A 25,311-nucleotide genomic window follows, 5' to 3' on the forward strand; every position below is an offset into this window, starting at 1 on the left:
ATGAGCGACGACGACGACGTGCGCCGGCTGGCGCTCCTGCTCCCCGGCACCGAGGAGCGGACCGCCTACGGCACCCCGGCGTTCTACGCCGGCCCGAGGATGTTCGCCCGCCTGCACGAGCGGCCGGGCGTCCTCGTCGCATGGCGGGCCGATCTCGGCGAGCGCGAGGCGCTGCTGCAGAGCGACCCGGAGACGTACTTCACGACGAGCCACTACGACGGGCATCCGAGCGTGCTCGTGCGGCTGGAGCGCATCGACGCGGACGAGCTCGGGCGGCTGCTCCGCGAGGCGTGGGAGGCGCGGGCGCCGCGCCGACTGCTGGACGGCGAGGCCTGAGCGTCACGCCCCCCGGCGCACCAGCTCGTGCACCCAGGCGAGCTTCTCCGCGATCGCGGGTGTGATCACGAACGGGTAGAGGTCGTCCTTGCCCATCGAGCGGTTCACGCTGTTGAGCGCGAGGGAGAAGCCGTGCCAGCGGGCGAGGATCTCGGGCATCTCGAGGTCCGCGACGCGGTGCGCGCCCGTGGCCTGCACGCTGCCGACGAGAGATTCGGGGAGGCGGCCCCACGGCCCGGCCACGGTGAGACCGACGGCGGCCGTCGTCTCGAGGGCGTCGGCGAGGTGCAGGTAGTGCGCGAAGGTCTCGGCGAAGTCCTCCCACGGGTGCGTCGTGGCGTACTGCGAGATGTGGTCGCGGGCCCAGTCCTCGGTCGAGGCGCCGCCGTAGTGCGCGTCGAGAGCGGCGCCGTAGTCGGCCCGCTCGTCGCCGAAGAGCGCGCGGAACGCGGGCAGGAGCGGCGACCCGTCGACGAGCAGCTGCCAGTAGTAGTGGCCGATCTCGTGCCGGAAGTGGCCGAGCATCGTCCGGTACGGCTCGCCGAGCCGCGCCTTGAGCGCCTCGCGGTGCGCGTCGTTCCCCTCGGCGAGGTCGACGGTGATCACGCCGTCGGCGTGCCCCGTCGTCACTGGACCCTGCGCGGAGGAGAGCAGCTCGAAGGACAGCCGCCGCCCCCGGTGCACCGGCAGGTCGAGGTGCCGCAGCTGGCGCAGCAGCCGCCGCTTGGCGAACTCGGCGACGGTCAGCTGGCTCAGCGTCGCCGCGTCGTAGGCTGGCGGCCGGGCGCTCGTCAGCGCGCAGGAGGCGCAGGCGCCGCCGGTCCCCTCCGCGGCCAGCCAGGTGCAGTCGATCGTGCCGCGGTAGACGCAGAGCGCGCGCCCCTCGGCCTCGACGAGCTCGTCCGCATCGACGTCGTATGCGAGCGCCGTGCCGCAGCGCAGGCACCGCGCGTCCTCGAACTCCACCCGCGCCTCGCAGTGCGGACAGCCGAAGACGCGCATGACGGGCGAGCTTACCCGCCTTCAGGCGGCCACGATGCTTCCGGACACCCGAGCGGTACAGTTGTGTCATGGACGTCAAGCACGCCGCCGAGCGACTCGGGGTGACTCCGCGCCGCGTGGTGGCGCTGATCGCCGCCGGCCGGATCGAGGCGACGAAGGTCGGCCGCCGCTGGGAGGTCACGGAGGTGCCCGGCGCACGCTCGCGCCGTCCGCTCTCCGTCAGGTCGCGGCAGTCGCTGGCGCACGCCCTGCACGAGCGGACCCTGTCGGGCCTCGAGGGGCAGGAGCGCGCCAGGACCGCCGCGCGCATCCGCCGACTTCGTACGTCCCAGGACCCCGCCGGGTTGCTGGCGGACTGGTGGGGTGGAGAGGTGGAGTCCGGGCTCGTCGACTTCGGCACCAATCTCGTGCAGCACGCACTCCACGGTGATCCCGACTACGTGCGGGAGGCTCTGCACCGACCGCGACGCGAGTACCTGCGACGCCGGGAAGACCTGGCGGATACCGTGAGCTCGGAGCGACGCATCATGGGACTTTCGATCGACGACCTCGCGCGAACCGCGGAGGTGGAGGTCTCCGACGTTCGACGCCTCGAACGCGGTCTGCCGGTGTCGCGGCCCTCGACCGCCCGGCGCGTGCTCGACGCCCTGGGCGTCGAGCCGACCGCACTTCCCGATCTGGTGCTGCGATGACGGAACGACTCGAAGCGTGGCTCGAAGGCCGACATGCCGGGCAGTTCACCAGAGACGCCGACGGCAGGATCAGCTTCAGCTACTCCGACGACGCACCCTCGACGCCGATCTCCCTGTCGCTGCCGCGCGAGGGCACGACGACGCGCGCGGCGGCGGCGAGGTTCCTCGACAACCTGCTGCCCGACCAGGAGCACACGCGACGCCGGATGGCACAGGCTTACGGGGTCGCGAGCACGGGGACGTTCGAACTCCTGCGGACGGTCGGCGGTGACGTCGCCGGCGGCCTGGTGCTCCTCCCCGACGGCGAGGCACCGCCGACGGGACTGGCGCAGCTGAATCCCGCTCTCGATCGGGACGTCGCCGACCGCATCAACAGCATCAAGCTCGATCCGGACGCCTGGGTGCCGCGACAGACTCCCGCGCGCTTCTCCCTGGCGGGAACGCAGGGGAAGTTCGCCCTGGCTCGAGTGGACCGGAACTGGTACTGGTCGAACGCCGCCGTCCCCTCGACGCACATCGTCAAGCCCGCGCGCCCGGAGCATCTCCACTTCGAGGAGGCGGAAGCGTCCGCGCTGACGCTGGCCGCGGAGGCCGGCCTCCCGGCTCCCCGGGCGGCCGTCCTGCAGATGACGGATCAGACGGCGTTCGTCGTGGAGCGCTTCGACCGCGTCTTCGACGACAAGACCTTGTTCGCGACACGACTCCACGCAGAGGATCTCGCCCAGGCGCTGGGCATCGACGTTGCACGGAAGTACTCCGTGACGGCCGCGCAGATCGTGGAGAAGCTCCGGTCGATCGACGCGACCGGCGGGGTGGTGCTCGCCTTCCTCCGGCAGCTGGCCTTCAACGTCCTCATCGGCAACGCCGACGCGCACGCCAAGAACTACTCCGTCCTCCTCCGGCCCGACGCCGTCAGCCTCGCCCCGATCTACGACGCGGTTCCGACCGGCCTGTACCCGGCGTTCGATCAGGAGCTGGCGATGCGCATCGCCGGCGCGGGATTCCCGCAGGCGGTGACGCAGAACCACTGGCGGAAGCTCGCGAGGAGCGCGGGGATCGACGAGGAGGAGGTCGTCGCTCTCGTGGAAGAGGTGGCGCGCGGCGTCGCGGCGAGGAACGACACCGCGTGGAGAACTCTCGACGACGATCAGGCGACGCTTCTGAAAGAGACCGTGGAGCGCAACGTCGCCGTCGCGCTGGCCCGGCCCTGCCGGGCCTAGGCGATGCGGATCAGCTTCTTGTTGACGAACTCCTCGAGGGCGCTCCGGCCCATCTCGCGGCCGGTGCCGGAGCGCTTGACGCCGCCGAAGGGGAGCTCGGCCGCGTCGCCGAGGACGAGGTTCACCCAAACCATGCCGGCGTCGATGCGGTCGGCCAGGCGCAGGGCCTGCTCCGAGTCGGTCGTGTAGAGGTACGAGCCGAGGCCGTAGGGGGTGTCGTTGGCGAGCGCGATCGCCTCGTCCTCGTCGTGCACGCGGTAGAGCGCGGCGACGGGGCCGAAGAACTCCTCGCGGTAGGCGTTCATCTCGGGGGTGACGTCCTCGAGGACGGCCGGCGGGAAGAAGTTGCCGGTCACCTCGCCGCTCGCGCGGACGGTCGCTCCCTGCTCGCGGGCGGTGGCGAGCTGCTGCTCGAGGCACTCGGTCGCGGCGGAGGAGGAGAGCGGTCCGAGCAGCGTGCCCTCCGCGAACGGGTCGGCGGGCACGGCGGCGGTGAACGCCGCGGTGAACTTCTCCGCGAAGGCGTCGTAGAGCGCGTCGATGACGATGAAGCGCTTGGCCGCGTTGCAGGACTGTCCGTTGTTGTCCAGGCGCGCGGCGACGGCGTCCTCGACGGCCTTGTCGAGGTCGTCGGTGGAGAGCAGCACGAACGGGTCGGAGCCGCCCAGCTCGAGCACGACCTTCTTGAGGTTCCGGCCGGCGATCTCGGCGACGGCCGCTCCCGCGCGCTCGGAGCCGGTGACGGAGACGCCCTGCACCCGCGGGTCGGCGATGACGGTCGCGGCCTGGTCGTTGCTCGCGTAGAGGTTGACGTAGACGCCGGCCGGGGCGCCGAGCTCCTCGGCGGCGGTGCGGAAGATGTCGGCGATCGCGGCGGCCGACTCCGGGCACTGCGGCGCGTGCTTGAGCAGGATCGTGTTGCCGTTGACCACGTTCGGGCCGGCGAAGCGGGCGACCTGGTAGTAGGGGAAGTTCCACGGCATGATGCCCAGCAGCACGCCGAGCCCCGAGCGGCGGACGAACGCGGAGCCGGTGCCGTCGGTCAGTGCGATCGGCTCGTCCTTGAGGAACTCCTCGCCGTTCTCGGCGTAGTAGCGGTAGATGTCGGCCGCGAAGCCGACCTCGCCCTGCGCCTGATCGAGCGGCTTGCCCATCTCGCGGACGATGATCGCGGCGAGGGCGTCGGCGCGCTCGACGTGCAGCTCCGCGACGCGGGCGATCAGCGCGGCGCGGGTGGCGACGGGGACGGTCCGCGACCAGGAGGAGTAGGCGTCGTGGGCCGCCGCGATCGCGTCGGAGAGCTCCGCGTCGGTCGTGCCGGGGTACTCGCTCAGCGTCTCGCCCGAGGCCGGGTCGATGACGGCGTAGGTGCTGCCGGTGCTGCTCATGCGGGGAGTGCTCCTTCACGGTCGTGGGCCGGCGCGGTCGCGTCGGCGGTGTCGTCGTCGTTCGCGTCCTCGGCGGCGTCCTCGTCGAGGATCTCCTGCGCGAGGCGCCGCCCGACGCGGATCGCGCCGTCGACGTGCTGGTAGCCCTCGGCCGCGAGGTCGCTGGAGCCGAAGCGGAGCGGGCCGACGGGCTCGAGCTGCAGCGCGCCGTAGCGGGTGAGACCGCCGAGGTCGAAGCTGGCGGCGTACGCACCCTGCGTCCACTCCTCCGAGGCCCAGTCGCTCTCGTAGTAGACGACGGGATCGAGCGCCGCGGGCCCGTAGTAGGCGGCGAGGGAGTCGAGGATCGCGGCCTTCCGCTCGGCCGCGGGCCGCGCGAGCACGCGGTCTGCCTTCTCGTCCGAGACGAAGCCGACGAGGGTGCCGCGCTCCTCGCCCGCGTTGGAGTTGTCGTAGGCCTCGTGCACGAGGGCGTGCGGGCTGAACGCGGTGCCGGAGAGGCCGTCCTCGCGCCAGAACGGGGTCGCGTAGGTCGCGTGCACCTTGATCACGAGCCCGAGGGACTGGTGCTGGAGCGCCTGCTGGCGCAGCCGCGGCAGCGGCGGGTCGAAGCTGATCCGGTTGACGAGGTTCGGCGGCACGGCGACGATCGCGCGGCGGGCCCGCACGGTGACGCCGTCGGCGCGGACGGTCACGCCGTCGTCGCCGTACTCGATCGAGCGGACCGGCCGCCCGAGCAGGACGCGCTCGGCGCCGACCCGCTCGGCGAGCCGCTCCGGGACCTGCTGCAGACCGCCGAGGACCCGCTTGTCGAGGATGAAGTCGGCGTCGACCAGGTTGCCGAAGCTGCCCGCACTCGCCGCCATCAGCAGCGCCTGCAGCAGCGAGAAGGAGTGCGCCGGCTTGGTGAGCATGGCGTCGGCGATGAAGAGCGCGATGTTGGCGCGCGCCTCCGCGTCGTCGCTCTGCGCCTCCAGCCAGGCGCTGAAGCTGATCCGGTCGTAGTCGTGCGCGAGCGGATGCGACCACGGCGCGGCCGGGTCGGTCTCGGCGACGAGGCGGTCGAGGACGCCGATCAGCCGCTCGACTTCGGCCTCGGTGCGCTCGCCGCCGGGGAAGACGTCGCCGGTGAAGCGGCGGGCGCTCCCATCGGCGCCGATGTAGACGCTCTCGCCGTCGCGGTAGCGGGAGTAGGTGTCGAGGCCCAGCTCGTCGAGCGTCTCGAGCAGCGCGGTCTGATCGGGAGAGACCCACTGGCCGCCGAGCTCGAGCAGCTGGCCGTCGACCACGCGGGTCTCGAGGCGGCCGCCGACGCGGTCGCGCGCCTCGAGGACGACGACGCGCCGGCCCCGCTCCTGCAGCCGGACGGCGGCGGTGAGGCCGGTGGCGCCGGCGCCGATGACGACGACGTCGCAGTCGACAGCGGCCTCGAGTGCGGGCGGGGTGGGCATGACAACTCTTTCCGTCGGTGATGCCGGGGCGCGGCAAGGGATTGCGAACCATTTTGGCACGGCGACCGTGGAGAAGGACAGTGGAGGAGCGATCCGGCGACCGTTCGCCGCGATACATAGGCGTGCTATGTTTAAGCACGTGCTCGAACCCTCCGCGCCCGTCCGCCTCGCCTCCGCCGCCACCGCCCTCGCGCGGTTCGCCGGCCGCTCCAGCGGCGCCACGGGTCTCGGCGCGCAGTCCGGAGCGGTCTGGTCGACGCTCGCCGAGCTGCGCACCGCCTCCCCGCTCCGCCTGGGCGAGCTCGCCGCGCGCGTCCGCGTCACCCAGCCGACGATGACCGGCATCGTCGCGCGCCTGGACGAGGCCGGCTGGATCCGCCGCGTGCACGACGCGAGCGACGGCCGCGCCTGGCTGATCGAGGGCACCGAGGCCGGAACCGCGGCGCTCGCCGAGCACCGCCTCCGCCTCGACGCCGCCCTCGCCCCGCTGTTCGACGACCTCGACGACGACGACCGCCGCGCCCTCGAGCGCGCCGCCGCTCTCGTCGAGGCGCGCGTCCTGCGCGTCGCCGGCCGCCCCGCCTCCTGAACCTCCGACCCCTCCCCCGAAAGGCCCCTCCGTGTCCACTCCCCACTCCCCCGCCGCGGGCGGCTCGATCCTCCGGCAGCCGCTCGCCGTCTGGGCCGTCGCCTTCGCCGCCGTCATCGCCTTCATGGGCATCGGCCTGGTCGACCCGATCCTCCCGGCGATCGCCGAGAGCCTCGAGGCGACACCGACCGAGACGTCGCTGCTGTTCACCAGCTACCTCGTCATCACCGGCATCGTGATGTTCTTCACCAGCTGGCTCTCCAGCCGCATCGGCGCGAAGAAGACGCTGATGATCGGCCTGGTGCTGATCGTGGTCTTCGCCGCGCTCGCCGGCACGGCCGGCAGCGTCGAGGGCGTCATCGGCTTCCGCGCCGGCTGGGGCTTCGGCAACGCGCTCTTCATCTCGACCGCGCTCTCGACGATCGTCGGCGCGGCCAGCGGAGGATCCTCCGCAGCGATCGTGCTCTACGAGGCCGCGCTCGGCGTCGGCATCGCGATCGGCCCGCTGCTCGGCGGCCTGCTCGGCTCCGTCTCCTGGCGCGGACCGTTCTTCGGCACCGCCGTGCTGATGGCCGTCGGCTTCATCGCCATCGCGACGCTCCTGCGCGAGGACGGCCCGCGGCCGACCCCGACGCCGCTCTCCGCGCCGTTCAAGGCGCTGGCCGTGCCCGCGATCCGCACCCTCGCCGGTGCCGCGCTCTTCTACAACATCGGCTTCTTCGTGCTGCTGGCCTACACGCCGTACCCGCTCGGGCTCGATGAGATGGGTCTCGGCTTCACCTTCTTCGGCTGGGGGCTGGGCGTCGCGATCACCTCGGTGTTCGCCGCTCCGCTGCTCACCGCGCGGCTGCCGCGCACGGTCGTGCTGCGCTCGGTGCTGGCGCTGCTCGCGCTCGACCTCGTCGCCGGCGGCCTGCTGATCTCCTCGCGGGTCGGCCTGATCGTCTGCATCATCGTCGGCGGGCTGCTGCTGGGCATCGTCAACACGGTGCTCACCGAGTGCGTGATGGAGGCGACCGAGCTGCCGCGCTCCGTCGCGTCCTCCGCCTACTCGGGCGTGCGCTTCCTCGGCGGCGCGATCGCCCCGCCGGCCGCGTCCGCGCTGGCCGTCGCGATCTCGCCGGCCTTCCCGATGTACGCGGCCGCAGGCGCGGTGCTCGTCGCGTCGCTGATCGTGTTCCTCGGGCGGCGGACGCTGGTGCGCGCGGACGCCCACGGCGAGGAGAGCGCCGCGGTCGAGGCCGACGCGATCGCCATCGGCGAGAGCCTCTGATCGCGCGGGTCTCGATACGCCGCTGCGCGGCTACTCGACCAGCAAAGAGGGTCAGGCAGCGACCTCGAACATCCGGGGGCGCAGCGGTGCCGTGCGCGGGTCCGCCGCGCACGCCGCGAGGGCGGCCGCCAGCACGCCCGGCGCCGGCCGCGCCTCGCGGACGTAGACGTCGACGCCCGCCGGAGTGAACGGGGTGCGGGCGAAGCGGGTCAGCGCCCAGCCCGCCGCCTCGTCCGCGGCGACGAACGACCAGCGGCTGCGGGCCAGCAGCGTCAGCGGCTCGACGCCCCGCCAGCGGAAGCCGTCGGGGTCCGCCGGGTCGGGCGCGTCGATCCCGACCACGTAGCGCGCCGAGCGCCGGCCACGCCAGCTGACGACGTCGCCGAACTCGCCGCTCGGCAGCGGCGCGTAGGTGATCGCGACCCCCTCGCGCCCCCGCCACAGCGGCAGGCTCGAGCCGCGCACGAACCAGGTGCCCGTCGCCAGGGCGGCACGATCGATCGCGGGAGCGTCGATCACGGCAGCGCGTGCTTCACGTTCGAGCGGGCCAGCGCGATCGCCTCGCCCGTGCCGCCGTTCATCACCATCTTCGACATCGCCAGCGCGAAGCCCTTCACCTGCGCCCCGGTGACGGTCGGCGGCAGCGACAGCGCGAGCGGATCCGTCACCACGTCGACGAGCACGGGCCCCGGGTCGGCGAGCGCCTCCCGCAGCGCCGCCTCGACCTCGCGCGGGTCCTCGACCCGGATCCCCCGGATGCCGACCGCCGTCGCGACCTGCGCGTAGTCGACCATCGGCACGTCGACCGCGAAGTCGGGGAAGCCGTCGACGAGCATCTCCACCTTCACCAGCCCGAGGGTGGAGTTGTTGAAGACGACGATGGTCACGGGCAGCTTGTAGGCGGCGACCGTCACCAGCTCGCCCATCAGCATCGAGAGCCCGCCGTCCCCGCTCAGCGAGACGACCTGGCGGCCGGGCTGCGCGAGCTGAGCGCCGACGGCCTGCGGCAGCGCGTTCGCCATCGAGCCGTGCGAGTACGAGCCGAGCAGCCGGCGGCGCCCGTTCGGCGTGATGTACCGGGCCTGCCAGACGTTGCCCATGCCGGTGTCGGCGGTGACGATCGCATCGTCCGCGAGCAGCGCGTCGAGCGTCGAGGCGACCAGCTCGGGGTGCACGGGCCGCTTCGTGGCGACTTCCGTGTACTTCCCGACCACGCCGGTGACGAGCTTCTCGTGCTTCTTCAGGAGCTTGTCGAGGAAGCGGTGGCTCTTGCGCTGCACCAGCGGCGTGAGCGCGTCGAGCGTCGCGGCGACGTCGCCGTGCACGGGGTGCGCGACGCTCACGCGGCGGCCGAGCTTCGACGCGTCGGAGTCGACCTGCGCGATGACGACCTTCGACGCGTCCGGCAGGAACTGCTCGTAGGGGAAGTCGGTGCCGAGCAGGATCAGCAGATCGGCGTCGTGGATGCCCGCGTGCGCGGCGCCGTAGCCGAGCAGCCCGGTCATGCCCACGTCGTAGGGGTTGTCGTACTGGATCCACTCCTTGCCGCGCAGGCTGTGCCCGATCGGCGCGCCGATCAACTCGGCGAAGGCGACGACCTCGTCGTGCGCGCCGCGCACTCCGGCGCCGGCGAAGATCGCGACGGTCTTCGCGTCGTCGATCGCCTGCGCGAGGGCGCGGACGTCCGCCGCCGCGGGCACGAGAGTCGGCCGCTCGGGCAGCGCGAACGCCGGGAACTCGCCGACGGCCTCGAACTCGGCGACGTCGCCCGGGAGGGTGACCACCGCGACGCCGCGGAGTGCGACGGCGCTGCGCATCGCCGCGTTGACGACCCGCGGGGCCTGCGCCGCCGTCGAGACCAGCTCGCGGTAGTGCGAGCACTCGACGAAGAGCCGGTCCGGGTGCGTCTCCTGGAAGTAGCCGGAGCCGATCTCGCCGCTCGGGATGTGGCTCGCGATCGCGAGCACCGGGGCGCCGGATCGGTGCGCGTCGTAGAGCCCGTTGATCAGGTGCAGATTGCCGGGCCCGCAGCTGCCGGCGCACACCGCCAGCTTCCCGGTGATCTGCGCCTCGGCGCCGGCGGCGAACGCGGCCGCCTCCTCGTTGCGGACGTGGATCCAGTCGATCCCGCCCTTCGCCGAGCCGCCGCTGCGGCGCACCGCGTCGACGATCGGGTTGAGGGAGTCGCCGACGATCCCGTAGATCCGGGCGACCCCGGCGTCGATGAGCTGGGCGATGAGCTGGTCTGCGACGGTCTTCTGAGCCATGCCCCCATTCGACTCCACTCGCCTGGGAACGACACCGCACGCGGCACCGCACAGGGGGTCGCACCGGCCGCTCCCCCGCCCTACCCTGGGAGCCGTCACCGTCACCGCCGCCGTCTGGAGCACCCGATGAACCGCCGCCGTTCCTCCCTCGTCCTCGCCGCCGCAGCGGCCCTCGCCCTCGGCCTCACCGGCTGCTCGGGGATCAACAGCATGATGGGCGGCGAGACCCGGGACGACACCTCCGGCGAGATCGTCGAGGGCGGCACGACCGACGTCTTCCAGCTCCGCGTCGGCGACTGCCTCAACGACGAGCTGAGCGAGACCGCGACCGAGGTCACCGACGTCCCGACCGTGCCGTGCACCGAGGCGCACAGCTACGAGGTCTTCCAGAACATCACGATGGCCGAGGCCGACGCGTACCCCGGCGAGACCGAGACCACCGCGCAGGCGGACGACGGCTGCCAGGCGGCCTTCGAGGGCTTCGTCGGTGTCAGCTACGAGGAGTCGCAGTACGACTTCAGCTACTACTACCCCACGCAGGAGAGCTGGGACGGCGGCGACCGCACCATCAACTGCCTGATCATCGACCCCGCGGGCCCCAACACGGGCACCCTGGCGGGCGCCGCCGCCTGACCCTCCCCGCGAGATGCCACTTGTGCACGCTTCTCACGGCGTGTCGCGCTCACAAGTGGCATCTCGCGGCGGGGGATCAAGGCTCGCGGGCCGGCAGGGGGCGGGGGAAGAGGGTCAGGAGCAGGCCCGAGGCGATCCAGACGGCGGCGATGCCGAGGATGAGCCAGCCGGCGTCCAGGCCCGAGGCGGCGCCCGCGAGGGCGGCGCCGACCGCCGCGGCGGCGGCGCGCAGGCCCGCGCCGATGGTGAAGACCTGGGAGCGGACGGCCGCCGGGCTCTCCTGATCGCGCAGCAGCAGCATCGCCGCGTTCGCGGGCGCGGTGAAGACTCCGGCGACGGCGAAGGCGACGAGGGCGACCACGATCCCGAGGTCGGGAGCGGCGGCGAGCAGAGCGACGCCGGTCGCGGCGAAGCCGGCGCCCATCACCCAGGCCGGCGGGCGGTGCGTCCAGCGCCGCACGGCGACCGCGATCGCACCGAGCAGACCGCCGACGGCGAAGGCTGTGAGCAGCCCGGCCGCGGCCGCGGTGCTGCCCACCCGCTCGAGCGACAGTCCGATCGCCGCGACTCCGGCCGCCCCGCCGCCGATCTGGCTGATCGTGCCCGAGAGGGTGACGATCGCGATCGGCCGGTGCCGCACGAGGTGCGTGACGCCGGCCGCGATGGTGCGCCGGACGCCCACGGTCGGGGTGGGTCGCGCCTCCATCCGCAGCGCGAGCGAGCCGAGGACGCCCACGAGCGCGAGGGCCGCCATCGCGAGCATCGCGAAGCGGGCGGAGGCGACCGCGATCACCAGCCCGGCGATCGCGGGCCCGCCGATCGAGGCGACGGTGTACGACAGCGAGTCCTGGGCGTAGGCGCGGCGCGGATCGGCGATCGCGCTGGTGACGAAGCTCGACATGCCGCCCATGTAGACCGGGGTCGCGAGGCCCGCGATCACCAGGAGCAACGCGATCAGCACCGTCGGGACGTCGCCGAGGAACGACGCGAGCGCGAAGGAGGCGGCGGTGGCGAGCGCCGCGCCGACCAGCAGCCGGCGCGGGGCGCGCACCCGGTCGAGCACCGTGCCGACCAGCGGGGCCGCGATCACGCTCGGGAACAGCGCCGCCCCGGTGAGCAGCCCGCCGAGGGCGACGTCGTCGAGTCGCTCGACGGCGAGGACGGGCAGGGCGACGACCATCCCCGCGCTCGCGAGACGCAGGGGGATCGAGGCGGTCAGGTAGGTGGCGGCGCTCATGCGGCTCGGGAGGACATCACCCCGATTTTCCCACGCGTGCGCGCCGCCCCCGTCACGGCAGCAGGATCACCTTGCCGTCGAGCGTCCGCGACTCCGCCAGCTCCATCGCCGCCACGATCCCGCTAAGGGGAAAGCGCGCCGCGATGTTGGCCGTGAGCGAGCCGTCCGCGAGCAGCGCGAGCACACGGCCCAGATCCTCCTCGAGCCGCGCGCGGAACCGCGCGGGCCGCAGCGAGTGGCCGGCCCAGAGGTCGTAGAACACGGCACGCTTCCCGTTCGGCGTCAGCTGGTACGCCTGGATCCGGGCGAGCTGCTTCAGGAACGGCGGCCAGATGCTGCCGGTGCTCGCGCTGACGATCGCGTAGGCGACGAGGGTACCGCCGGGCGCGAGCAGCGACCAGGCCAGGCGGGTGGTCTCCCCGCCGATGTTGTCGAAGACGGCCTGCACACCGCCGGGCGCGAGCTCGCGGACGCGGGCGGTGAGCTCCGGATCGGCGTAGTCGACCGGCTCGACGCCGGCCGCGCGGAGGGCGTCGTGGTGCCGCGGCGAGGCGGCGCCGATCACCCGGATCCCCTCGAGGCGGGCGAGCCGGTGCACGAGGCCGCCGACGCCGCCGTTCGCCCCGAACAGGAGGATCGTGTCACCGCGCGAGAGCCGGGCCGAGCGGTGCAGCATCTGCCAGGCCGTCACTCCGTTCACCACCACGGCCTCGGCGTCCTCCGGCGCGACGCCCTCGGGGACGAGGACGCAGTCGCGCGCGGCGACGCGGGCGTGCCCCGTCCAGCCGCCGGTCTTGGTGAGCGCGGCGACGCGGCGGCCCTCGAGGGACGCGTCCCCTCCGGGACCGACCGCGGCCACCCGACCGACCAGGTCGTAGCCCGGGGTGAACGGGAAGGCGGGCTGAGCGAAGTAGCGGCCGCGGCGCATCGACTGCTCGGCGAAGGAGATGCCGGTGGCCTCGACGGCCACGAGCAGCTCGCCGGCCGCCGGCGGCTCGACGACGGCCTGCTCGAGCAGCAGTCCGGACGGCTCGACGAGGCCGGGGAGGACGACGCGAGTGGTGGTGCGCGGGACGGTGGTGGTCATGGTGTGCTCCTTGGGGTGGGTGTGAGTGACTGGACAGTCACTTCTGTGAAGACGGAAAAGGTTCGACCAGCAGGCGTGCCGGCGCTCAGTCGTGGTGCCGGATGCCCGCCGAGACGATCCGCGCCCACTCCGAGTCGACGCCGCCGAGGTCCGTCTGGACGATCAGGTGGCAGAGCTGGCCGTAGGCGAGGAAGCGCTGCACGGCCGGGCCGTCGGCACCGGAGACGACGGTCACCGTGCGGACGACCGCCGAGATCCCCCGGCGCACCGCCTCGCGGATCTCGGGCACCTCGCACGCGCTCTGCGCCTGCGACTGCAGCATGATCAGGTCGCGGTCGGCGATCAGGTCGATGTAGGCGAGGGTCATCGCCTCGAGCCGGTCGGCCGGGTCGAGGGACGGCGACGCCTCCCCCGCCGCGGCGAGCGTCGACGCCACCAGGGCGTAGCAGCGGTCGACCGCGGCGACGAAGACGCCGAGCTTGCCCGGGAAGAGCCGGAAGACGTAGGCGGGCGAGACCCCCGCCTCGGCCGCGACCTCGGTGATCGGGGTCGCGGAGTAGCCGGTGCGGGCGAAGACGTGCACAGCGGCGGCGGTGATCCGCTCGCGCTGGGCGTCAGCGGTGGAGCGCGGGGTCGTGGTCGACATGTGACTGATCAAACACTTACAACAGCCGGGTGTCAAGAAGCCGGTGAGGCGGATCCAGGATCAGGACCGCTTCCGCCGCCCCTTCAGCGCGAGCTGGAGCGCCGCGAGGAGCAGCAGAGCGGCGAACAGCACGCCCGAGATCCGCGCCGGCAGCAGGAACGACAGCGCCACCCCGGCGAAGGAGAACCCGGTCGCGCAGAGGCCGACCACGAGCCCGGCGCGCACGTCGAGGAGCCCGCGGCGTGCGTTCGCGATCGAGCCGCTGATCGCCGTCGGGATCATCGCGGCGAGCGACGTGCCCTTCGCGAGCAGATCGGCCAGGCCGAACGCGCCGACGAGCACGGGCACGGCGATCGCGCCGCCGCCGATCCCGAACAGCCCCGACGCCACGCCCATCGCCAGCCCGAGACCCGCGAACCCCGGCCAGACGCCCCAGCCCTCAGCGACGTCGCCCGTCTCGTTCGAGCCGAAGACGGCCATCCGCACCGCCGCCGCGACCAGCAGGGCGACGAACAGCCAGCGCAGCACGCCCAGCGGCAGGCGCGCGAGCAGCCAGGAGCCGGCGAGCGCGCCGAGCATCGCGGCCGCGGCGATCACGGCGGCGGGAAGCCAGGCGACCTGCCCGCCGAGCGCGTAACCGAACGCGCCGGCGACCGCGGTGGGGGCGATCGCCAGCAGCGAGGTGGCGGAGGCGCGGCGCTGATCCATCCCGGCCCAGGCGATCAGCATCGGCACCATCACGATGCCGCCGCCGACGCCGAACGCGCCGGAGAGCATGCCGCCGATCGCGCCGATCAGACCGAGCACGAGGAGCGTCCGCGCGCTCAGGGCCGGGGAGCGGGTCGTCGCCGGGGCCGTCGTGCTCGCGTCATCCGTCACGCGACCAGCCTGCCACCCGCCGCGCCTGCCACCCGTCGCGCCTGCCACCCACCCCGGCCGTCGCACGACCGAAACATGGCGTGCGTACCCTTCGTGATGCGTCGCCGGTGGGGGCCGGTGGATCGGCGCGAGGGGGGAACCATGCGATCGAGCGCGATCCGGGCCGCGTCCCGGCCGGCCGCGCTGGCCGTCCGCGCGGTCTTCGAGCGCGAGGCGCGGCGGACGGCGGCGTCGATGCTGCCCTTCGCGCCCTCGGGGATCGTCCGGATCGCCGAGCCGGTCGCGGCGCGCCCGGGCGCGCCCGCCACCACGGCCGACGTCTTCCGCTCGCCGCTCGCGGGACCGCGGCCGACGGTCGTCTGGATCCACGGCGGCGGCTGGGTCGCCGGCCATCGCCGCGACGTCGACCCCTACCTGCGGATGCTCGCCGGCGCCGGCTACACCGCGGTCTCGCTCGACTACTCCCGGGCCCCCGAGGCGCTGCACCCGACCGCCCCGCGCCAGCTGCTCGCCGCCCTGGAGCACCTCCGCCGGAGCGCCGGCCGGCTCGGCATCGCCCGCGACCGCCTGGTGCTGGCCGGCGACTCCGCGGGCGCGCAGCTCGCGAGCCAGCTGGCCACGGCGATCACGAACCCCTCCTACGCCCGCGCCGCCGGTCTCACGACGACCCTGCCCGTGGACGCGCTGCGCGCCGTCGTCCTGCACTGCGGCGTGTACGACGTCGCCGCGCTGACCGGCGCCACCGGGCTCGCCGGCCGCGGGCTGCGCGCCGCCGTGCAGGCGTACACGGGCCGGCGCGCGTGGTGGGCGAGCGAGGCGGCACGGCAGATGTCGACGATCGACCACGTCACTCCGCGCTTCCCGCCGGCGTTCCTCAGCGGAGGCAACGCCGACCCGCTCACCGCGACGCAGTCCCGTCCGTTCGCCGCCCAGCTGCGCTCGCTCGGCGTGCCGGTCACCGCACTGCTCTGGGGCGAGGGGCACGACACCGCGCTCGGCCACGAGTACCAGTTCCACTTCGAGCTGCCGGAGGCGCGCGAGGCACTCGAGCGCACGCTCGCGTTCCTCGAGCACGCGACAGCGCGCTGAGGCGCTCGCCCGCACTCTGGCAGTTGCCTGGACAGGAGCGATCGCACCGTGACGATCGCCCGGCCCCGCGCGTCCTACCTCCGAACCGCCCGATCGACCGACCGGGCACCGAGGCGAAAGAGGAGATCATGGCCGAGAGCAACGCGACCACCACGGGCAACGGAACCGGACGCACCGTCATCGATGACGGCGTCATCGCGAAGGTGGCCGGCATCGCGGCCCGCGAGGTGCCCGGCGTGCACGCCCTCGGCAACGGCGCGGCCCGCGCCCTCGGCGCCATCCGCGGCGCGCTCGGCAACGACGACCGCGCCCAGGGCGTCAAGGTCGAGGTCGGCGAGCGCCAGGTCGCCGCCGACGTCACGATCGTCGCCGAGTACCCCGCCGCGCTCCAGGACGTCGCGGAGGGCGTGCGCTCCGCCGTCGGCCGTGCGATCCGCGAGATCGTGGGCATGGACGTCGCCGAGATCAACGTGACCGTCCAGGACGTCTTCATCCCCGAGGACGACGCGCCCGAGGCCGAGCCGCGCGTCGCCTGAGCATCCCCCAGCACTCCAGACGCCCCGCGGTCGATCCGGCCGCGGGGCGTCTGGGTGCGCGGTCCGACACCCGCACCTGCACGACCCCCTCTCGCCGTCCTGTCCCCACGGTCGGCGACCCACCCCATTGGAGAAGCGCATGGAGAACAGCTGCGCCCGCCCCCTCGACGTGGACGACGCCGTCGCCCTCGTCGGCGTCCTCGCCATCCTCGAGGCCCTGACCGCCGCTCACCGACTGGAGGCGGCCGAGCTCGACGCCCTCCGGCACGGCCTCGCTCAGGGCGGCACCGTCCTGCCCGGCGCCGACGAGACCGAGATCGCCGCAGCCCTCGGAGCGCTCAATGCGCGACTTCGCGACAGCATGCAGTGAACACGAACGCACGCCGCGCGCAAGAGCGTGTTTGTGACAGGCTTGTCATCGCGCGCCACTGCGCCCCGGTCCCCTGAGCACGGCCCCGCGGTCTGCTCGGTTCCGATCCGGACGATGAAGGAGCAGCAATGAGCGTCGGCCACTTCGTCCTCTCGACGATCGGACCGTGGGACGACGCCGGCGAGATCATCGGCGTCTACTCCTCCGACTCCTGGGCCCGCGAGGCCGCCGCCTCCTGGCTCGGAAATCTCGACCGCGAGGCCTTCCCGCAGTGCGTGATCGAGAGCTGGAACGGCTCGCACCGCCTGAGCCGCGAGGTGCTGGGCGGTCTCGGCCTGGGCGGTCTCGGCTTGAACGGCCTCGGCGACGACGAGACGACCGCCGGCACGCTCGAGCGCTGACCGCGGGCACCCGTCAGCGCGTCGCAACCCCGCGCGTCACACCCTCGCGCGTCGTCGCCCAGTGCGACGGCCGCTCGAAGTGCGGCGGCAGCGCCGTCGCCGCGTCGCCGCGGGTGCTGCTCACCTGCGCCTGCGTCAGGTAGATCGCGGCGGAGAGGTCCGCGCCCGCGACCTCCGCGTCGCGCAGGTCGGCGCCCAGCACGTCGCAGCCGCGCAGATCGGCGCCGCGGAGGTCGGCGGCGATCAGGAGCGAGCCGCGCAGATCGGCGCCGCGCAGGTCCGCCCCCGCCAGCCGCGCCGCGACCAGATCGGCGCCCGGCGCGAGCCGGTGCTTCCGTGCCTCCGCCGCCGCCGCGGCGTCGAGCGGGCGGCCTCGCTCGCGGCGACGAGCAGCGGGCGGGCGGCCTCGCTCGCGGCGACGAGCAGCGGGCGGGCGGCGGCGAACTCCGCGTCGACGTCGGCCGCGAGGATCTCCTCCGCGGCGCCGAGCGTGACGGCGAGCACGGTCTCGAAGCGGATGCGCACCGCGTCCCGCAGGACCGCGTCGGCGCCCGGCAGTGCGAGCGCGACGTCGAGGTACCAGAGCAGCTCGTGCAGGCGGCGCATCAGCGGGAAGACCGCGAACATCTGTCCGCGCACTCCGGCGTCGCTGCGCCAGGAGACGCCGCCGAAGGTGTGCGTCGACACCTTCTGCCCGGCGCCGAAGCAGTCGAAGACCGTGCAGCCGACGAAGCCCTCCGGCCGGAGCCGGCGGTGGATCGTGCAGGAGTCCTCGGCGTCGAGGTTGCCGCACGGCTCGCCGGCGGGCTTGTCGACCGGGAAGTCGGAGGAGCGCGAGAACGCCAGCGCGACGCAGCAGAGGCCGAAGCAGTGGGCGCAGTCGGCCCCGAGGTCCTCCCGGCGGCCGAGCTCGACCCGGGTGCGGCTCACCGGGCCCGCCCGCCCTCACGGGCCTGCCCCGCCATCAGTGCGACAGCGGCCATCAGTGCGACAGCGCGAGCACGCCGACGACGGCGGCTCCCAGTCCGACGAGCCCGAGCAGCGCGACGATGCTCTGCCGCACGCCGAGCCCGGCCCGGACGACCGCGATCAGCGCGATGCCGGCGAGGGTGACCACGTAGACGCCGACGCCGATCCGCAGCGCGACGACGTCGTCGATCCAGCCGAGCGCCGAGGCGCCCAGGACCAGCACCGGCAGGGAGGCGGAGGCGAGGGCGCCGCCCGAGATCCGCAGCATCGTCCGCGCCTCGGCGCCCGTCGGAGTCGCGGCATGCGCGACCTGGTGGGCGATGACGTCGGCGACGAAGCCGGCGGCCGAGATGCCGATGATCGCGATGACGAGGCTGCGGAGCGCGTGCGCGGAGTCGGCCTGCTCGTCGACGGCGTAGATCATCACGACGGCGAGGCCGGTGAAGGCGGCGTAGACCCGCTCCTTGAGCGCCTTCGCGATGTCGTCGAGGGAGCGGCCCTCCGCCGCCGCGCGGCGATCCGACACCCCTCCGCCGCGCACGGTGCTCAGTAGGAGGCGGTGTCGACGCGGGCGGCGGAGGCGTCGCCCGACTGGCGCGCGGTCAGGTCGCCGAGGATCGTGGCGGAGCCGCTGGTGCCGAAGCGGGTGACGCCGAGCTCGCGGAAGGCGAGCAGAGTGTCGAGGTCGCGGACGCCGCCGGAGGCCTTGACCTGCACGGCGTCCGAGACGGCACCGCGCATCAGCCGCAGGTCGTGCTCGGTGGCGCCGCCGCCGCCGAAGCCGGTGGCGGTCTTGACGAAGTCGGCGCCCGCGCGCTCGGCGGCCTCGCTGCCGGAGACGATCTGCTCGTCGTCGAGGTAGCTGGTCTCGAGGATGACCTTGACGACGTGCCCCTCGGCCGCGCCGACGACCGCGCGGATGTCGGCCTCGACGTCGTCGAGCAGGTCGCTGCGCAGGCGGCCGATGTTGACGACCATGTCGAGCTCGACGGCGCCGTCCGCGAGCGCCTGCGTCGCCTCGGCGACCTTCGCGGCGGTCGAGGTGGTGCCGTGCGGGAAGCCGATGACCGTGCCGACGAGCACGCCGGAGCCCTCGAGCCGGCGGACGGCGTGCGCGATGTCGGAGGGGCGCACGCAGACGCTGAAGACGCCGGCCGCGCGGGCCTCGTCGAGCTGCGCGTCGACCTCGGCGCGGGTGAGCTCGGGCTTGAGGATCGCGTGGTCGATGAGCGCCGCGATCTCGGCGACGGTCGGAAGGGTGCTGGTCATGCCGACCATTTTACGCGGCGCCGCGGCGCGGGATCTCGATACGCCCGCTCCGCGGGCTGCTCGATCAGCATGCAACCGCAGGCGGGCGTCCCGGATCGCGGGGAGCGAGCGGGAACCGCGAGCGATCCGTGAAATCGCGTGCCAAGCGATTTCACGCAGCGGACGCAGGACGCTCTGCGGAACCCGACCCCCTCGAGGAGCCGACCGCGGGGAGGGGCGGCAGGGACGCCCCGACCAGTGAACGCCGAAAGGCCCCGCGATCGTGAGATCGTGGGGCCTTTCGACGTGAGCGCAGCTAGCACGCTGGTGAGCGGCGCTGCGCGCCGCTTACCAGCTCGACTTGGTGATGCCGGGCAGCTCGCCGCGGTGCGCCATGTCGCGGAAGCGGACACGCGAGATGCCGAACTTCGACAGGTTGCCGCGGGGGCGGCCGTCGACGGCGTCGCGGCCGCGGACGCGGACCGGCGAGGCGTTGCGGGGGAGCTTCTGGAGGCCCGTGCGGGCGGCCTCGCGGGACTCGTCGGTCCCGGCCGGGTCGACGAGGGCCTTCTTCAGCTCGAGGCGCTTGGCGGCGTAGCGCTCGACGACCACCTTGCGCTGCTCATTGCGGGCGATCTTGCTCTTCTTAGCCATACTTAGCGCTCCTCGCGGAAGTCGACGTGCTTGCGCACTACGGGGTCGTACTTCTTGAGCACGAGACGGTCGGGGTCGTTGCGGCGGTTCTTCTTGGTCACGTAGGTGTAACCGGTTCCCGCCGTCGAACGGAGCTTGATGATCGGACGGACGTCCTGCTGCTTGGCCATTAGATCTTCACCCCACGAGCGAGAACATCCTTCACGACGGACTCGATGCCACGGGCGTCGATGACCTTGATGCCCTTGGCCGACAGCGTCAGCGTGACGTTACGGCGCAGGGACGGGACGTAGTACGTCTTCTTCTGCACGTTCGGGTCGAAGCGGCGCTTGGTGCGCCGGTGCGAGTGCGAGATGGCGTGTCCGAAGCCGGGGACGGCTCCGGTCACCTGGCAGACTGCTGCCATGGTTTCCTCCATGTGTGGGTACCGTGGGCCACGCGCGGCACGAGGCCTCGCCCGACCCACCCAAGGTCACTTGTCGGCGCACCGCCCGCCCGAGGACGAGGACCCGGAGGTCCCGCCCGGTGGGCAGCACGCAAGCGCGTGCAGACGCACGCAACCCGAGTAGCTTAGGCGACAGCCCGACGCGCTGCAAGACACGGCGGTGCTACCGTCGCTGTCGGCGCTCCCGGGGGGTCCGGACCGCCGCACGGGGGGATCATGACCGTCTCGGGACGGCAGGCGCTGCGGCGCCGCGCACTGCTGCTGGGCATCGCCTCCGCGGCCGTGGGGCTGGCCGGCTGCACGAGTGCCGCGCGGGTCGGACCGACCGCTGCTCCGATCGCGGCGACGCCGACGCCGAGTCCCACCCCCACTCCCCCGCCGCGCCCCGTGCCGACGGCGACGGCGCCGCCCGCGCCGATCCACCGCCGGTACCCGCTGCCGGAGGGCACGATCACCGAGCTGCCCGGTGAGGGGAACCTGATGGCGTGGACCGTCGACGACGGCGCCGACTCCGAGGTGGTCGGGGCGTACGCGCAGTTCGCGAAGGACACCGGGACGCGGCTCACCTTCTTCCTCAACGGCAAGTACGACTCCTGGACGGTGCACGCCCCCGCGCTCGCGCCGCTCGTGGCGAGCGGGCAGGTGCAGCTCGCGAACCACACCTGGTCGCACGCCGACCTCACCTCGCTCTCGGACGACGGGATCCAGGAGGAGCTCGGCCGCAACGGCGACTTCATCCGCGCGACCTACGGGGTGGAGGCGGCGCCCTTCTACCGGCCGCCGTTCGGCTACACCGACGCACGCAGCCGGGCGGCCGCGGCGGCCGTCGGCTACACGGCGACGACGCTCTGGTACGGCTCGCTGTCGGACTCGGGGCGGATCACGCCGGAGCAGCTGGTCGGCTTCGCGGACCAGTGGTTCCAGCCGCAGCGGATCGTGATCGGGCACGCCAACTTCGACCCGGTGACCACGGTCTACGCGCAGCTGGTCGACATCCTCCGCGCCCGCTCCCTCGAGACGGTCACCCTCCGCGACGTCTTCGAGGTCTGACCCCTTCCGCGAGATGCCACTTGTGCGCGCTTCTCATGGCGTGTCGCGCTCATAAGTGGCATCTCGCGGCGGGGAGAAAGGTCAGTGCGGGCGGAGGGTGGCGCGGGCGGCGGCGAGGATCGCGGCGGCGACCTCGTCCAGGCTCGGGGTGCGCAGCGACCACTGCTGCCAGTGCAGGGGGACGTCGACGGGGGCGCCGCCGAGGGCGACGAGGCCCGGCGCTCCGACGGGGGCCTGCAGCTCGGGCAGCATGCCCCAGCCGAGACCGAGGCGGACGGCCTGCTCGAAGTCGGCGGAGCCGGGCACCCGGTGCTGCGGCGGCCTCGCGCCGACGCCGGCCGCCGCGAGGTACCGGGACTGCAGCCGGTCCTTCTCGTCGAAGACGACGACCGGAGCGACGGCGAGCGCCGCGGCGTCGGCCCGGCCCGCCGGGAACCAGCGGTCGGCGAAGGCGGGCGCGGCCATCGCCCGGTAGCGCATCACGCCGAGCGGGGCGACGGTGCAGCCGAGCACCGCCTCCGCCTCGGCCGTGACCGCGGCGAGCACGGTGCCGTCGCGGAGGAACGCCGTGGTGTGCTCCTGATCCTCGCGGTGCAGCTCGACCACGACACCGGGCACGCCCGCGAGGGCGGGCAGGACCCAGGTGGCGAGCGAGTCGGCGTTGACCGCGAGCGGCACGGTGACCGGGCCGCGGTCCTCCCGCCGCTCGCCGTCGAGGGCGCGCACCGCGTCCTCGGCGAGCAGCTCGACCTGGCGGGCGAGGCGGAGCAGGCCGGCGCCGGCCTCCGTGGCGACGACCGGCCGCGAGCGGACCAGGAGCACGCGACCGGCGGCCGACTCGAGGGCCTTGATCCGCTGGCTGAGCGCCGAGGGAGTGACGTGCAGCTCGCGGGCCGCGGCGTCGAAGGAGCCGTAGCGGACGGCGGCGGCGAGGGCGCGCAGGCGGGCCAGATCGAGATCGTCGGTGAGCACGGGTCCTCCTGCGTAAGTCGTGCTTACGGTACTGAAGGAGCGTGAGCTGGTCTACAGGCCGCGGCGCCTCTACCGTCGGAGTCGTGTCCCCCCTCCTCGCCGCCGTGTCCGGCCTCGGCTTCGGCCTCTCGCTCATCATCGCCATCGGCGCGCAGAACGCCTTCGTGCTGCGGCAGGGGCTGCGCCGCGAGCACGTGCCGGCCGTGGTGGCGATCTGCGCGCTCGCGGACGCGGCGCTGATCGTGCTCGGCATCGCCGGGATCGGCGCGGTGCTCGAGTCGGCGCCGTGGCTGCTCGTCGTGATCCGCTGGGGTGGGATCGCGTTCCTCCTCGCCTACGCCGTGCTCGCGGCCCGGCGGGCGCTGCGCCCGGGGACGCTCGACGGCGACCCGGCCGGCGCCTCCACCTCGCTGCGGACGGCGATCGGCACCTGCCTCGCGCTGACGCTCCTGAACCCGCACGTCTATCTCGACACGGTCGTGCTGCTCGGCTCGGTGGCGAACACGCACGGCGACGAGCGCTGGTGGTTCGGCGCGGGGGCGGCGGCGGGCAGCGTGCTGTGGTTCACGGCGCTGGGGTTCGGAGCGCGGGCGCTGCGGCCGCTGTTCCGCAGCCGCACGGCCTGGCGGGTGCTCGACGGCGCGGTCGCCGTGGTGATGGTGGTGCTGGCGCTGTCGCTCGCGCTGTCGTCCTGAGGCGAGTCGCTCAGGCCTCGCGCGCGATCGTGCGGCTCGCCAGCAGCCAGACGACGCCGGTGGCGAGGAGGAGCAGCGATCCGGTCATCGACGAGACCGTGTTCACGCCGATCAGCAGCTCCTGCGAGGGCGTCGCGGTTAACAGGAGCGGGATCGACGTCGCGACGCCGCCGAGAGCGTTGACGGCGAGAGCGACGGCGCCGAGCACGACCACCCGGCGCGGCACGGTGCGGGCGCGGGCGAGCGCGACGAGGCCGACCACTCCGGCGACCAGCGAGAGCGCGGCCAGGGTGAGCACGAGCGTCGACGCGGCGATCATCTCCGGGGTCGACGTCGATCCGGTGGTGCTCGGGGAGAACCAGCGGACGAGCGGACGCAGGACGATCAGCAGGGCGAAGACGATGAAGGCGGTGGCCCCGGTGGCGCCGACGAGTCCGCCCTTCGAGTCGGCCCCGCGCGCGAGCACCGAGGCGGCCGCCGCGAGCAGCCCGGCACCCAGCAGCACGACGGCGTAGGCGGCGATCGAGGAGCCGGAGCCGGCCGGCGCGAACCAGAACACGACATCGAGCAGCCCCGTCGCCCCCACGAAGAGCCCGGCGAGCCGCAGGGTCGCGGCGCGCGACGCGGTCGTCGGACGATCAGCGGTCGTTCCCGTCATCGGTTCCCCCTCCGGTCCCTCCACGCTAGCCGAGGCGGCGTAGGGTGCGAGGCGACCCCGAAGGTGCGGACACGAGGGAGTGGACACGAGGGAGTGGGCATGGACGAGCTGCGCAGCAAGACGGTGACCTGGCACGATCCGATGCCCGGGGCGGCCGCGGCGATGCGGATGAGCGGGCTGGACTTCCTCCGCGCGATGAAGGCCGGGACGATCCCGCCGCCGCCGATCATCACGCTGATGAACATGGACCTCGGCGAGGTCGACGAGGGGCGCGTGGAGTTCCGCTGCGCACCCGACGAGTCGCACTACAACCCGATCGGGCGCGTGCACGGCGGCTTCGTCTGCACGGTGCTCGACTCGGCGGCGGGCTGCGCGGTGCAGTCGACGCTGCCGGCGGGAGTCGGCTACACCTCGCTCGATCTGACCGTCAGCTACCTCCGCGGCCTGCACCACGACAGCGGCGAGCTGCTCGCCGTCGGCACCGTCGTCAAGCCGGGCCGCCGCGTCGCGTTCGCCGAGGCGCGGGTGACGGATGCGCAGGGCCGCCTCGTCGCGACGGCCACGTCGACGCTGCTGGTCTTCCCCCTGGCCGAGGGCGCCTGAGCGCGAGCGTGAGGACGCGAAGGCACACAGTCATGCTGGTCGAGTAGCCCCGGAGGGGCGTATCGAGACCCGACATCCTCAGCAGAGCGGGTCTGCAGACTCGCCTTCTGATGCTGGTCGATCTCGATACGCCCGCTCCGCGGGCTACTCGATCAGCATGGACGCCCGCTCCGCGGGCTACTCGATCAGCATGGGGGCCCGTTGCGCGGGCTGCTCGATCAGCATGGTCCGCTCGCTGCGCGGGCTACTCAGCATCAGCCGCCCGCTCCGCGGACTACTCGATCGGCCTGCCGCTGCTCACAGCGGCATCAGGTCCGGCGCGATGGCGTGGCGCACCTGCTCCTTGAGACCTTGCTCGGGGACCAGGTCGACGGGAGCGCCGAGGATCTCGGCCAGTTCACGCTCGAGGCTCGCGAGCGCGAGGACACCGAGACCGGCCGGGACCGTCACGAGGAGATCGAGGTCGCTGTCGGGTCGATCGTCTCCGCGAGCCGCGGATCCGAAGATCCGCGCGTCGAGGATGCCGCGACGGCGCAGCGCCCGCCGGAGCTCGGCGCGACGGCGCAGGACCCGGTGCCCGACCGGTCCCGAAAGCGCCGCGGCCGGGGCGGCGCTCCGCTCGAGCACGAGGTCGAGGCTGAAGCCGGCCGCCGAGAGGAGACGGCGCAGCGTCGGGACGGTCGGCTCGCGTGCTCCTGTCTCGTAGGCGCTGATCATGCTCTGGGCGACCCCGGCACGCTCCGCCACCTCGCGCTGATGCAGTCCGGCTCGCGATCGCGCCTCGATCAGCAGATCTCCGGTCTCCGTGCGCATGAACGGAGTGTATCAACGATCGTGTATTCATCGGCCGCTCCATGCCTGCGGGCTGTGGCACGAATGCGGGTCGGCCGCAAGTGTCTGCGCGGGATGTCGCGCTGTGGT

32 protein-coding genes are annotated in these 25,311 nt (G+C 73.3%); 13 read left to right on the forward strand and 19 right to left on the reverse strand.

From position 1 onward, the window contains the following. A complete protein-coding gene (locus tag GSU72_RS16695; protein ID WP_159986038.1) occupies positions 1 to 336 on the forward strand; it encodes an MmcQ/YjbR family DNA-binding protein in 336 nt (111 codons plus the stop codon). 3 nt (positions 337 to 339) lie between these two features. On the opposite strand, the gene GSU72_RS16700 is transcribed toward GSU72_RS16695, so the two are convergent. Further along, positions 340 to 1,338, reverse strand: coding sequence for a putative zinc-binding metallopeptidase (locus GSU72_RS16700; protein ID WP_159986039.1), 999 nt, complete (start codon positions 1,336 to 1,338; stop codon positions 340 to 342). 68 nt (positions 1,339 to 1,406) lie between these two features. On the opposite strand from GSU72_RS16700, the gene GSU72_RS16705 reads away from it, so the two are divergent. Together GSU72_RS16705 and GSU72_RS16710 are read left to right on the forward strand one after the other, a co-directional pair. After that, complete coding sequence (locus GSU72_RS16705; RefSeq protein WP_279631691.1) at positions 1,407 to 2,030, forward strand: helix-turn-helix domain-containing protein; 624 nt, start codon at positions 1,407 to 1,409, stop codon at positions 2,028 to 2,030. After that, positions 2,027 to 3,250 (forward strand): HipA domain-containing protein, encoded by a 1,224-nt coding sequence (locus GSU72_RS16710; RefSeq protein ID WP_159986041.1) that lies wholly within the window; start codon positions 2,027 to 2,029, stop codon positions 3,248 to 3,250. Before GSU72_RS16705 ends, GSU72_RS16710 begins: the two co-directional genes overlap by 4 nt. Here the strand turns inward: GSU72_RS16710 and GSU72_RS16715 are convergent. Then, positions 3,247 to 4,638 (reverse strand): NAD-dependent succinate-semialdehyde dehydrogenase, encoded by a 1,392-nt coding sequence (locus GSU72_RS16715; RefSeq protein ID WP_159986042.1) that lies wholly within the window; start codon positions 4,636 to 4,638, stop codon positions 3,247 to 3,249. The genes GSU72_RS16710 and GSU72_RS16715 overlap by 4 nt on opposite strands. Beyond that, positions 4,635 to 6,089 (reverse strand): NAD(P)/FAD-dependent oxidoreductase, encoded by a 1,455-nt coding sequence (locus GSU72_RS16720; RefSeq protein ID WP_159986043.1) that lies wholly within the window; start codon positions 6,087 to 6,089, stop codon positions 4,635 to 4,637. Before GSU72_RS16720 ends, GSU72_RS16715 begins: the two co-directional genes overlap by 4 nt. Positions 6,090 to 6,228: 139 nt before the next feature. Between GSU72_RS16720 and GSU72_RS16725 the strand changes: the two genes are divergently transcribed. Next, entirely contained in the window at positions 6,229 to 6,678 is a 450-nt protein-coding gene (locus GSU72_RS16725) for a MarR family transcriptional regulator (RefSeq protein WP_159986044.1), read from the forward strand. Between the two features lie 31 nt (positions 6,679 to 6,709). After that, positions 6,710 to 7,951, forward strand: a complete 1,242-nt coding sequence (locus GSU72_RS16730) for an MFS transporter (RefSeq protein WP_208545088.1) — start codon at positions 6,710 to 6,712, stop codon at positions 7,949 to 7,951. Between the two features lie 51 nt (positions 7,952 to 8,002). Here the strand turns inward: GSU72_RS16730 and GSU72_RS16735 are convergent, their stop codons facing one another. Both GSU72_RS16735 and GSU72_RS16740 read right to left on the reverse strand, forming a co-directional pair. Continuing rightward, positions 8,003 to 8,470, reverse strand: coding sequence for a hypothetical protein (locus GSU72_RS16735; protein ID WP_159986045.1), 468 nt, complete (start codon positions 8,468 to 8,470; stop codon positions 8,003 to 8,005). After that, positions 8,467 to 10,218, reverse strand: coding sequence for a pyruvate dehydrogenase (locus GSU72_RS16740; protein ID WP_159986046.1), 1,752 nt, complete (start codon positions 10,216 to 10,218; stop codon positions 8,467 to 8,469). The genes GSU72_RS16735 and GSU72_RS16740 overlap by 4 nt, the downstream gene beginning before the upstream one ends. 126 nt (positions 10,219 to 10,344) lie before the next feature. Here GSU72_RS16740 and GSU72_RS16745 point away from each other — a divergent pair, with 126 nt between their 5' ends. Then, a complete protein-coding gene (locus GSU72_RS16745; protein ID WP_159986047.1) occupies positions 10,345 to 10,851 on the forward strand; it encodes a septum formation family protein in 507 nt (168 codons plus the stop codon). A gap of 76 nt (positions 10,852 to 10,927) precedes the next feature. Here the strand turns inward: GSU72_RS16745 and GSU72_RS16750 are convergent, their stop codons facing one another. The 4 genes from GSU72_RS16750 to GSU72_RS16765 all read right to left on the reverse strand — a co-directional run bounded on the left by GSU72_RS16750 (position 10,928) and on the right by GSU72_RS16765 (position 14,700). Then, the gene (locus tag GSU72_RS16750; RefSeq protein WP_159986048.1) at positions 10,928 to 12,088 is read right to left on the reverse strand and encodes an MFS transporter; all 1,161 of its coding nucleotides are present in this window, start codon (positions 12,086 to 12,088) and stop codon (positions 10,928 to 10,930) included. A 52-nt stretch (positions 12,089 to 12,140) separates the two neighbouring features. Continuing rightward, positions 12,141 to 13,175, reverse strand: a complete 1,035-nt coding sequence (locus GSU72_RS16755; protein WP_159986049.1) for a medium chain dehydrogenase/reductase family protein — start codon at positions 13,173 to 13,175, stop codon at positions 12,141 to 12,143. 85 nt (positions 13,176 to 13,260) lie between these two features. After that, positions 13,261 to 13,821 (reverse strand): TetR/AcrR family transcriptional regulator, encoded by a 561-nt coding sequence (locus GSU72_RS16760; RefSeq protein WP_159986050.1) that lies wholly within the window; start codon positions 13,819 to 13,821, stop codon positions 13,261 to 13,263. Between the two features lie 60 nt (positions 13,822 to 13,881). After that, a complete protein-coding gene (locus GSU72_RS16765) occupies positions 13,882 to 14,700 on the reverse strand; it encodes a sulfite exporter TauE/SafE family protein (RefSeq protein WP_159986051.1) in 819 nt (272 codons plus the stop codon). A gap of 141 nt (positions 14,701 to 14,841) precedes the next feature. Between GSU72_RS16765 and GSU72_RS16770 the strand changes: the two genes are divergently transcribed. The 4 genes from GSU72_RS16770 (at position 14,842) to GSU72_RS16785 (ending at position 17,096) form a co-directional block, all read left to right on the forward strand. Beyond that, entirely contained in the window at positions 14,842 to 15,789 is a 948-nt protein-coding gene (locus GSU72_RS16770; protein ID WP_159986052.1) for an alpha/beta hydrolase, read from the forward strand. A gap of 128 nt (positions 15,790 to 15,917) precedes the next feature. Next, positions 15,918 to 16,325: an Asp23/Gls24 family envelope stress response protein gene (locus tag GSU72_RS16775; protein ID WP_159986053.1), complete on the forward strand. Its 408-nt coding sequence runs from the start codon at positions 15,918 to 15,920 to the stop codon at positions 16,323 to 16,325. A 139-nt stretch (positions 16,326 to 16,464) separates the two neighbouring features. Then, entirely contained in the window at positions 16,465 to 16,695 is a 231-nt protein-coding gene (locus GSU72_RS16780) for a hypothetical protein (protein WP_159986054.1), read from the forward strand. A gap of 128 nt (positions 16,696 to 16,823) precedes the next feature. Next, the gene (locus GSU72_RS16785; RefSeq protein WP_159986055.1) at positions 16,824 to 17,096 is read left to right on the forward strand and encodes a hypothetical protein; all 273 of its coding nucleotides are present in this window, start codon (positions 16,824 to 16,826) and stop codon (positions 17,094 to 17,096) included. A gap of 13 nt (positions 17,097 to 17,109) precedes the next feature. On the opposite strand, the gene GSU72_RS21920 is transcribed toward GSU72_RS16785, so the two are convergent. The 7 genes from GSU72_RS21920 to rpmB all read right to left on the reverse strand — a co-directional run bounded on the left by GSU72_RS21920 (position 17,110) and on the right by rpmB (position 20,373). Beyond that, a complete protein-coding gene (locus GSU72_RS21920; protein ID WP_348272849.1) occupies positions 17,110 to 17,403 on the reverse strand; it encodes a pentapeptide repeat-containing protein in 294 nt (97 codons plus the stop codon). Further along, a complete protein-coding gene (locus GSU72_RS16790; RefSeq protein WP_348272765.1) occupies positions 17,340 to 18,026 on the reverse strand; it encodes a pentapeptide repeat-containing protein in 687 nt (228 codons plus the stop codon). Before GSU72_RS16790 ends, GSU72_RS21920 begins: the two co-directional genes overlap by 64 nt. Positions 18,027 to 18,078: 52 nt before the next feature. After that, the gene (locus GSU72_RS16795; protein ID WP_159986056.1) at positions 18,079 to 18,591 is read right to left on the reverse strand and encodes a hypothetical protein; all 513 of its coding nucleotides are present in this window, start codon (positions 18,589 to 18,591) and stop codon (positions 18,079 to 18,081) included. 20 nt (positions 18,592 to 18,611) lie between these two features. Continuing rightward, positions 18,612 to 19,334, reverse strand: a complete 723-nt coding sequence (gene deoC, locus GSU72_RS16800) for a deoxyribose-phosphate aldolase (RefSeq protein WP_159986057.1) — start codon at positions 19,332 to 19,334, stop codon at positions 18,612 to 18,614. A gap of 327 nt (positions 19,335 to 19,661) precedes the next feature. Further along, positions 19,662 to 19,967 (reverse strand): 30S ribosomal protein S14, encoded by a 306-nt coding sequence (gene rpsN, locus GSU72_RS16805; RefSeq protein ID WP_159986058.1) that lies wholly within the window; start codon positions 19,965 to 19,967, stop codon positions 19,662 to 19,664. A gap of 2 nt (positions 19,968 to 19,969) precedes the next feature. Then, positions 19,970 to 20,137, reverse strand: a complete 168-nt coding sequence (gene rpmG, locus GSU72_RS16810; RefSeq protein WP_027692168.1) for a 50S ribosomal protein L33 — start codon at positions 20,135 to 20,137, stop codon at positions 19,970 to 19,972. After that, complete coding sequence (gene rpmB / locus GSU72_RS16815) at positions 20,137 to 20,373, reverse strand: 50S ribosomal protein L28 (RefSeq protein WP_056038148.1); 237 nt, start codon at positions 20,371 to 20,373, stop codon at positions 20,137 to 20,139. The genes rpmG and rpmB overlap by 1 nt, the downstream gene beginning before the upstream one ends. A gap of 255 nt (positions 20,374 to 20,628) precedes the next feature. Between rpmB and GSU72_RS16820 the strand changes: the two genes are divergently transcribed. Further along, positions 20,629 to 21,462: a polysaccharide deacetylase family protein gene (locus GSU72_RS16820; protein ID WP_159986059.1), complete on the forward strand. Its 834-nt coding sequence runs from the start codon at positions 20,629 to 20,631 to the stop codon at positions 21,460 to 21,462. An 81-nt stretch (positions 21,463 to 21,543) separates the two neighbouring features. On the opposite strand, the gene GSU72_RS16825 is transcribed toward GSU72_RS16820, so the two are convergent. Then, positions 21,544 to 22,434, reverse strand: coding sequence for an ArgP/LysG family DNA-binding transcriptional regulator (locus tag GSU72_RS16825; RefSeq protein ID WP_159986060.1), 891 nt, complete (start codon positions 22,432 to 22,434; stop codon positions 21,544 to 21,546). Positions 22,435 to 22,517: 83 nt separating this feature from the next. On the opposite strand from GSU72_RS16825, the gene GSU72_RS16830 reads away from it, so the two are divergent. Next, positions 22,518 to 23,129, forward strand: coding sequence for a LysE/ArgO family amino acid transporter (locus tag GSU72_RS16830; protein ID WP_244255862.1), 612 nt, complete (start codon positions 22,518 to 22,520; stop codon positions 23,127 to 23,129). Between the two features lie 10 nt (positions 23,130 to 23,139). On the opposite strand, the gene GSU72_RS16835 is transcribed toward GSU72_RS16830, so the two are convergent. Further along, positions 23,140 to 23,787, reverse strand: a complete 648-nt coding sequence (locus tag GSU72_RS16835) for a hypothetical protein (RefSeq protein ID WP_159986062.1) — start codon at positions 23,785 to 23,787, stop codon at positions 23,140 to 23,142. 99 nt (positions 23,788 to 23,886) lie between these two features. Here GSU72_RS16835 and GSU72_RS16840 point away from each other — a divergent pair, with 99 nt between their 5' ends. Next, entirely contained in the window at positions 23,887 to 24,390 is a 504-nt protein-coding gene (locus GSU72_RS16840) for a PaaI family thioesterase (protein WP_159986063.1), read from the forward strand. 297 nt (positions 24,391 to 24,687) lie between these two features. Here the strand turns inward: GSU72_RS16840 and GSU72_RS16845 are convergent, their stop codons facing one another. Next, positions 24,688 to 25,203 (reverse strand): XRE family transcriptional regulator, encoded by a 516-nt coding sequence (locus GSU72_RS16845; RefSeq protein WP_159986064.1) that lies wholly within the window; start codon positions 25,201 to 25,203, stop codon positions 24,688 to 24,690. Positions 25,204 to 25,311 lie beyond the last annotated feature (108 nt).

Origin of the sequence: Rathayibacter sp. VKM Ac-2760 (assembly GCF_009834185.1) — a bacterium.
GTDB lineage: Bacteria > Actinomycetota > Actinomycetes > Actinomycetales > Microbacteriaceae > Rathayibacter.

Excerpts from the sequence above, each read along its gene's own strand:
- GSU72_RS16695 (WP_159986038.1), top strand. The coding sequence starts at position 1 with ATGAGCGACGACGACGACGTGCGCCGGCTGGCGCTCCTGCTCCCCGGC.
- GSU72_RS16700 (WP_159986039.1), bottom strand. The coding sequence starts at position 1,338 with ATGCGCGTCTTCGGCTGTCCGCACTGCGAGGCGCGGGTGGAGTTCGAG.
- GSU72_RS16705 (WP_279631691.1), top strand. The coding sequence starts at position 1,407 with ATGGACGTCAAGCACGCCGCCGAGCGACTCGGGGTGACTCCGCGCCGC.
- GSU72_RS16710 (WP_159986041.1), top strand. The coding sequence starts at position 2,027 with ATGACGGAACGACTCGAAGCGTGGCTCGAAGGCCGACATGCCGGGCAG.
- GSU72_RS16715 (WP_159986042.1), bottom strand. The coding sequence starts at position 4,638 with ATGAGCAGCACCGGCAGCACCTACGCCGTCATCGACCCGGCCTCGGGC.
- GSU72_RS16720 (WP_159986043.1), bottom strand. The coding sequence starts at position 6,089 with ATGCCCACCCCGCCCGCACTCGAGGCCGCTGTCGACTGCGACGTCGTC.
- GSU72_RS16740 (WP_159986046.1), bottom strand. The coding sequence starts at position 10,218 with ATGGCTCAGAAGACCGTCGCAGACCAGCTCATCGCCCAGCTCATCGAC.
- GSU72_RS16745 (WP_159986047.1), top strand. The coding sequence starts at position 10,345 with ATGAACCGCCGCCGTTCCTCCCTCGTCCTCGCCGCCGCAGCGGCCCTC.
- GSU72_RS16750 (WP_159986048.1), bottom strand. The coding sequence starts at position 12,088 with ATGAGCGCCGCCACCTACCTGACCGCCTCGATCCCCCTGCGTCTCGCG.
- GSU72_RS16755 (WP_159986049.1), bottom strand. The coding sequence starts at position 13,175 with ATGACCACCACCGTCCCGCGCACCACCACTCGCGTCGTCCTCCCCGGC.
- GSU72_RS16760 (WP_159986050.1), bottom strand. The coding sequence starts at position 13,821 with ATGTCGACCACGACCCCGCGCTCCACCGCTGACGCCCAGCGCGAGCGG.
- GSU72_RS16770 (WP_159986052.1), top strand. The coding sequence starts at position 14,842 with ATGCGATCGAGCGCGATCCGGGCCGCGTCCCGGCCGGCCGCGCTGGCC.
- GSU72_RS16775 (WP_159986053.1), top strand. The coding sequence starts at position 15,918 with ATGGCCGAGAGCAACGCGACCACCACGGGCAACGGAACCGGACGCACC.
- GSU72_RS16780 (WP_159986054.1), top strand. The coding sequence starts at position 16,465 with ATGGAGAACAGCTGCGCCCGCCCCCTCGACGTGGACGACGCCGTCGCC.
- GSU72_RS16785 (WP_159986055.1), top strand. The coding sequence starts at position 16,824 with ATGAGCGTCGGCCACTTCGTCCTCTCGACGATCGGACCGTGGGACGAC.
- deoC (WP_159986057.1), bottom strand. The coding sequence starts at position 19,334 with ATGACCAGCACCCTTCCGACCGTCGCCGAGATCGCGGCGCTCATCGAC.
- rpsN (WP_159986058.1), bottom strand. The coding sequence starts at position 19,967 with ATGGCTAAGAAGAGCAAGATCGCCCGCAATGAGCAGCGCAAGGTGGTC.
- rpmG (WP_027692168.1), bottom strand. The coding sequence starts at position 20,137 with ATGGCCAAGCAGCAGGACGTCCGTCCGATCATCAAGCTCCGTTCGACG.
- rpmB (WP_056038148.1), bottom strand. The coding sequence starts at position 20,373 with ATGGCAGCAGTCTGCCAGGTGACCGGAGCCGTCCCCGGCTTCGGACAC.
- GSU72_RS16820 (WP_159986059.1), top strand. The coding sequence starts at position 20,629 with ATGACCGTCTCGGGACGGCAGGCGCTGCGGCGCCGCGCACTGCTGCTG.
- GSU72_RS16835 (WP_159986062.1), bottom strand. The coding sequence starts at position 23,787 with ATGACGGGAACGACCGCTGATCGTCCGACGACCGCGTCGCGCGCCGCG.
- GSU72_RS16840 (WP_159986063.1), top strand. The coding sequence starts at position 23,887 with ATGGACGAGCTGCGCAGCAAGACGGTGACCTGGCACGATCCGATGCCC.
- GSU72_RS16845 (WP_159986064.1), bottom strand. The coding sequence starts at position 25,203 with ATGCGCACGGAGACCGGAGATCTGCTGATCGAGGCGCGATCGCGAGCC.